This is a genomic window from Streptosporangium minutum, assembly GCF_002149035.1.
GTDB classification, from domain to species: domain Bacteria; phylum Actinomycetota; class Actinomycetes; order Streptosporangiales; family Streptosporangiaceae; genus Streptosporangium; species Streptosporangium minutum.
The window spans coordinates 1-6256 of the sequence record NZ_NGFP01000379.1 but is presented as its reverse complement, the minus strand read 5'-3'; the positions used below and the strand labels follow the sequence as shown (position 1 = coordinate 6256).

5 protein-coding genes and 1 riboswitch are annotated in these 6256 nt (G+C 68.1%); of the genes, 3 read left to right on the top strand and 2 right to left on the bottom strand.

Features of this window, described 5'->3' with window-relative positions; all coding sequences use genetic code 11:
• Positions 1-91 precede the first annotated feature (91 nt).
• Positions 92-309, bottom strand: a riboswitch (cyclic di-AMP (ydaO/yuaA leader).
• A 157-nt stretch (positions 310-466) separates the two neighbouring features.
• A complete protein-coding gene (locus CA984_RS41905) occupies positions 467-1513 on the top strand; it encodes a 3-isopropylmalate dehydrogenase (protein WP_086578880.1) in 1047 nt (348 codons plus the stop codon).
• Between the two features lie 163 nt (positions 1514-1676).
• Positions 1677-2780, top strand: a complete 1104-nt coding sequence (locus CA984_RS41900; RefSeq protein WP_423229362.1) for a branched-chain amino acid aminotransferase — start codon at positions 1677-1679, stop codon at positions 2778-2780.
• Between the two features lie 55 nt (positions 2781-2835).
• On the opposite strand, the gene CA984_RS41895 is transcribed toward CA984_RS41900, so the two are convergent.
• Both CA984_RS41895 and CA984_RS41890 read right to left on the bottom strand, forming a co-directional pair.
• A complete protein-coding gene (locus tag CA984_RS41895) occupies positions 2836-3423 on the bottom strand; it encodes a Uma2 family endonuclease (RefSeq protein ID WP_086578878.1) in 588 nt (195 codons plus the stop codon).
• A gap of 102 nt (positions 3424-3525) precedes the next feature.
• Positions 3526-4188 carry an O-methyltransferase gene (locus CA984_RS41890; protein WP_086578877.1) on the bottom strand — a complete coding sequence of 221 codons (663 nt, stop codon included), beginning with the start codon at positions 4186-4188 and terminating at the stop codon, positions 3526-3528.
• Positions 4189-4458: 270 nt separating this feature from the next.
• Between CA984_RS41890 and cimA the strand changes: the two genes are divergently transcribed.
• Positions 4459-6036, top strand: a complete 1578-nt coding sequence (gene cimA / locus CA984_RS41885) for a citramalate synthase (protein ID WP_086578876.1) — start codon at positions 4459-4461, stop codon at positions 6034-6036.
• Positions 6037-6256: the final 220 nt, after the last annotated feature.

The following is a 6256-nucleotide window of genomic DNA, read 5'->3' as shown; positions in this document are numbered from 1 at the left end:
GTGTCGGCCTGGGCGAGGGACGGGGTCGCGAACACGGTGGTGCCGGCGACGAGCAGGGTCAGGACACGGGGATAAATCTTGCCGGACAGGATGGTTCCTTCCATAAGGCCGGCCGGGTTAGCTGTCGGGCTCGGGCGTGGAGGCCGCCCTACAGCGCGGGAAGCGCTGATTCGCCCCAAGGGATCCCGTCGAAGGCGGCCCAGGGCACATGGCTCCGCCGTGCGAAGCGAGGTGTCCTGGACGCCGTGGATCCCGCAAGGTGGTTCCCCGGCTCCGCGCAGGCCGAAAGGGGGACGGCCGGTGCGGATTAGGCGTCGGTTCGAATGGAGAGGACCATAACCAAAGTTAACGAAAGGGTCAATACGACGCAAAACCGGACAAAGCGATCACGCGTCCCGGGCGCGCGAAAATGTCCGGTGGGTGAGATCATTGTTCGATTACCGAGACGGACCGGTAAGGTGCCTGCATGGATTCGCGCAACATTCGCCTGGCAGTCATCCCCGGGGACGGGATCGGAGTCGAGGTCGTCACCGAGGCCCTGAAGGTCCTCGAAGCGGTCGGCACGAAGGTGGAGACCACCACCTACGACCTCGGCGCCAAGCGGTATCACAGGACCGGTGAGACCCTCCCCGACGCCGTCCTGGACGAGCTGCGCGGATACGACGCGATCCTGCTCGGCGCGATCGGCGACCCCAGCGTGCCCCCGGGCATCCTGGAGCGCGACCTGCTGCTCAAGCTCCGCTTCGAGCTCGACCACTACGTGAACCTCCGCCCGGTCAAGCTCTTCCCCGGCGTCGAGACCCCGCTGGGCAAGGCCCGTCCCGAGGACATCGACATGATCGTCGTCCGCGAGGGCACCGAGAGCCTCTACGCGGGAGCCGGCGGCGTGCTGCGCCGGGGCACCCCGCACGAGGTCGCCACGCAGGAGTCGCTGAACACCGCCTTCGGCGTCGAGCGGGTCGTCCGCTACGCCTTCGACAAGGCGCTCACCCGGCCGCGCAAGAAGCTGACGCTGGTCCACAAGACCAACGTGCTCACCTACGCCGGCGACCTCTGGGCCCGCACCTTCGACCGGGTCAGCCTGGAATACCCCGACGTCGCGACCGACTACTGCCACGTCGACGCCGCCTCGATGTTCTTCGTCACACAGCCGGAGCGCTTCGACGTGATCGTCACCGACAACCTCTTCGGCGACATCATCACCGACATCGGCGCCGCCGTCGCCGGCGGCATCGGCCTGGCGGCCAGCGGCAACGTCAACCCCGACCGCACCGCGCCGAGCATGTTCGAGCCGGTCCACGGCAGCGCCCCCGACATCGCGGGGCAGGGCAAGGCCGACCCGACCGCGACGATCCTGTCGGTCGCCATGCTCCTGGACCACCTCGGCCTGGCCGCCGAGGCCGCCAAGGTCGAGCAGGCCGTGGCCGACGACCTCGTCGAGCGGCTGACCGGCTGGGCCGGCCGGACCACCCACGAGATCGGCGACGACATCACCGCCCGAGTAACCGGCTGACCAAGCCGCCTTCCCGATCCCAGACGCGCCCGGCGGCTCACGTGAGCCGCCGGGCGCGTCTTCGTTTACCCCGGCAGTGCCGGGTTTCGACATGGATGCAGTAGTTTCCCGTTAGCCGGTCCATCGCAGAATGGACTCAAGGGCAGACCGCAACAAGAGAAGGATCTCCGTCATGACCACCGCTCAGAAGCTCAGCTTCGACGTGCAGCTCTCCGACCACGCTCGCACCGCAGCCGAGCGTGAGCGGGTACTGGCGGAACCCGGATTCGGGCAGACGTTCACCGATCACATGGTCTCGATCGACTACACCGAGGGGCAGGGCTGGCACGACGCGCGGCTCATGCCGTACGGCCCGCTGAGCCTGGATCCGGCGACGGCGGTCTTCCACTACGCGCAGGAGCTCTTCGAGGGCCTGAAGGCCTACCGCCAGGAGGGCGGCGCGATCGCGTCCTTCCGCCCCTATGCCAACGCCGCCCGGTTCAACCTGTCGGCGGCGCGGATGGCCATGCCGGAGCTGCCCGAGGAGACGTTCGTCGAGTCGCTGGAGCTCCTCGTCCAGACCGACCGCGAGTGGGTCCCCACGACCCCGGGCCACAGCCTCTACCTGCGTCCCTTCATGATCGCAACGCAGCCCGCCCTCGGCGTCAACTACCCCTCCCGGACCTACCGCTACATGGTGATCGCCTCCCCGGCGGCCGCCTACTTCGGCGCGGGCAGGCCCGTCTCGGTCTGGCTGTCCACCGAATACACCCGCGCCGCCCCCGGCGGCACCGGTTTCGCCAAGTGCGGCGGCAACTACGCGGCGGCCTTCGTCGCCCAGCGCCAGGCCGTCGAGCAGGGCTGTGACCAGGTGGTCTGGCTCGACGCGAGCGAGCACCGCTACGTCGAGGAGATGGGCGGGATGAACCTGTTCTTCGTCTACGGCGACCGCCTGCTCACCCCGGCCCTCACCGGCACGCTCCTGCCCGGCATCACCCGCGACTCGATCCTCTCCCTCGCCTCCGACCTGGGCCTGACCGCCGAGGAGGGGCGCCTGTCGATCGAGGAGTGGCAGGCGGGCGCCGAGTCCGGCGAGCTCACCGAGGTCTTCGCCTGCGGCACCGCGGCGGTCGTGACCCCGGTCGGCTCGGTCAAGGGCGCCGACCGCGCCTGGACGATCGGCGACGGCACCCAGGGCCCCGTCACCTCCAGGATCCGCGAGGAGCTGGTCGGCATCCAGTACGGCTCCCGCCCCGACGCGCACGGCTGGGTCCACAAGATCTGCTGACCCGGACACGAGGAGAGCCCGGCCTCCCACCTGGCTGGGCTTTCCTCTGTACGGCCTACGCCAGAAGTTTTCCGGTGTCGATGGTGAGCTTCCAGGGCTCCGGCAGATCCAGGGGCTCCCCGATGGTCACCTGATGTTGCTGCTGATAGCCCTTTTTCCCAGGGTGGCTGAGCAGCCGAGCGATGTTCTGGAAGCCATCGATCACCAGGTAGAGCGGGACACCCGCGATCGCACAGTTCTCGGGCTTGGTGACGTGGTCGTCGTCCCGGCTACTGGGAGATACCACTTCCACCACGAGTAGTGTCTCCTCGGCGTAGACGTTCTCGTCATCCCACATGCGAGGTGATTGCGGGACGACAAGGAGATCGGGCCTGTAACGATCTTTCTGGACGCCCAGGAAGATCTTGACGTCGTATACGGGGTGCCATCCCCGCTCTGTCGTAAACGGGGTTAGCTGGAGCAGCAGTTGCAGGATGGCCTTGGCGTGGTTGAGCGTGGGCAACTCTCTCACCACGATCCGGCCGTTGATGATCTCGACCTTTCGATCAGGCCACTGATCGCAGGTCTTCTGGTAGCGCTGTTCGAGCTCCTCGTGATTAGTGGACATGGGTTTCGCCTCGCGACGGTCCAGAGTCTTGGCCATGGTCTCGTCTTCCCCTCCGCGCGGGTGGGCGCAACGTGTTTGACACGCGACTCAAAGTAATCGCAAAGATTCGCGCCCACCTGCGGTTCGGGGAACTTCTCGTCAGTGCTTTCGAATCATGGTGATCCCGTCGGCGATGGGGAGCATCAGCGAGGTGACGCGGCCGTCGGCCATGACCATGTCGTTGAACTCGCGGATGGCGCGGGTGTCGTCGTCGTCGACGGTGGGGTCGGCCACGTGCCCGTTCCACAGAGTGTTGTCGACGAGGATCAGGCCGCCCGGGACCAGGCGGGACAGCAGGATCTCGTAGTAGACGGGATAGCCGGCCTTGTCGGCGTCGATGAACGCCAGGTCCACCGTCTGTCCGTCGGGCAGCTCCTCCAGGCGCTCGGCGGCCGGGCCGATCCTGAGCTCGACGCGGTCGGCGACCCCGGCCTTGTCCCAGTAGCGCTGGGCGATCGCCGTCCACTCCTCGCTGATGTCGAAGCAGGTCAGCCTGCCGCCGGGGGCCAGGCCCCGGGCGAGGCAGATCGAGGAGTAGCCGGTGAAGGTGCCCACCTCCACCACGTTCTCCGCGCGGCTGATCTGCGTGATCATTGTGAGGAACGGCCCCTGGTCGGGGGAGAGCTGCATGACCGCCCTGTCGCCGGTGGCCTCGCGGGTCTCCAGGGCGAGCGCGTCCAGGACGTCGTCCGGCTGGGTGGTGTGCGCGATCAGGTATTGCCCGATGGCCGGAGCCAGATAAGTCGCCTTCATGCAGGCCATTCTCGTCACCGTCGGCCGATCCGCGACAGAGGCTCGCGCGGGAACCGGCGAGCTGTACATCTCGGATCCTGAGATCGATGTGTCAAATGGTGTCAGCGTATGGCAGACTCCGAAGCATCATGTTCTACGGTCTGCTCATTATCGGCAGGCGCGCTGGCTGAAAAGGGACACCGCCAGCGCGCAGACCTCTCACGTCCGTGAGGGGTTTTTTTGTTTCTCAGAGCCGGATGAGCGCGCGGCGAATCATCGAACCCGCGACAGGAGACTGACATGCCCGACGACCGCTTCCATGTGTATGACACCACGCTGCGTGACGGCGCCCAGCAGGAGGGCCTCAACCTCACGGTGGTCGACAAGCTGGCCATCGCGCGCCATCTGGACGGCCTCGGCGTCGGGTTCATCGAGGGCGGCTGGCCCGGTGCGAATCCGAAGGACACAGAGTTCTTCAGGCGGGCTCAAACAGAGCTCGACCTGAAGCACGCGCAGCTCGCCGCGTTCGGCGCGACCCGCCGAGCCGGTGTGAAGGCAGCCGACGACCCGTTGGTGGCCGCTCTGCGCGAATCCGGCGCGCCGGTCGTGACCCTTGTCGCCAAGAGTCACGACCGGCACGTGGAGCTGGCCCTCCGCACGACTCTCCAGGAGAACCTCGCGATGATCCGCGACACGGTCTCCCACCTCCGTGCGGAGGGGCAGCGAGTCTTCCTCGACGCCGAGCACTTCTTCGACGGCTACGCCTCCAACCCAGCCTACGCGCTGGAGGTCCTGCGCACCGCCGCCGAGGCCGGAGCCTCGGTCATCGCCCTGTGCGACACCAACGGCGGCATGCTCCCCGACGAGCTCGCCGAGGTCGTCCACGCGGCCGTGCAGACCTCCGCCCGGGTCGGCATCCACTGCCACGACGACACCGGCTGCGCGGTGGCCAACACCCTGGCCGCGGTGAAGGCGGGCGCCACCCACGTGCAGGGCTGCGCCAACGGGTACGGCGAGCGGTCCGGCAACGCCAACCTCTTCACCGTCGTGGCCAACCTCCAGCTCAAGCGGGGCTTCGACCTCGTCCCGCGGGAGGCGCTGGCCGACATGACCCGGATCGCCCACGCGATCACCGAGGTCACCAACGTCACCCCGAACTCCCACGCCCCCTATGTGGGCGTCTCCGCCTTCGCGCACAAGGCCGGGCTGCACGCCAGCGCCATCAAGGTGGACCCCAACCTCTACCAGCACATCGACCCGGAGCGGGTCGGCAACGACATGCGCATGCTCGTCTCCGACATGGCCGGTCGCGCCTCCGTCGAGCTCAAGGGCCGCGAGCTGGGCTACGAGCTGTCGCCGGAGATCTCGCGCGAGCTGGTCAACCGGGTCAAGGACATGGAGTCCAAGGGCTACACCTTCGAGGCCGCCGACGCCTCCTTCGAGCTGCTGCTCCGCGACACCGTGGCGGGCGAGCGCAGGCGCCACTTCGAGGTGGAGTCCTGGCGGGTGATCGTCGAGCGGACCCGCGGCGGCGAGCTGGTCAGCGAGGCCACGGTCAAGCTGCACGCCAAGGGCGAGCGCATCGTCGCCACCGGCGAGGGCAACGGTCCGGTCAACGCCCTGGACAGGGCCGTGCGGCTGGGGCTGGAGAGGCTCTACCCCGAGCTGGCGGAGGTCGAGCTGATCGACTTCAAGGTGCGGATCCTGGAGGGCACCCACGGCACCGACGCGATCACGCGCGTCCTCATCACCTCCAGCGACGCGACCGGCGAGTGGGCCACCGTCGGCGTCGACGAGAACATCATCGAGGCCTCCTGGCAGGCCCTTGAGCAGGCCGTCACCTACGGCCTGGTCCGGGCGGGCCACGCCGCCGACTGACCCGTACGGCCTGGTCCGGGCGGGCCACGCCGCCGACCTGACCCGGTCCCCGTGGGGTACGGCCGCGCCGTACCCCACGGGCCCGCGGAGGAGGGCCTCAGGAGAGGTCGGAGCCGCTGACCCGGAAGCTGACCGAGCCCTTGGACGTCTCCAGGCTCACCTTGCCGCCGGCGCAGGAGAGCGAGGGCTTGTCGGTGCCCGGCACCACGACGGTCAGCAG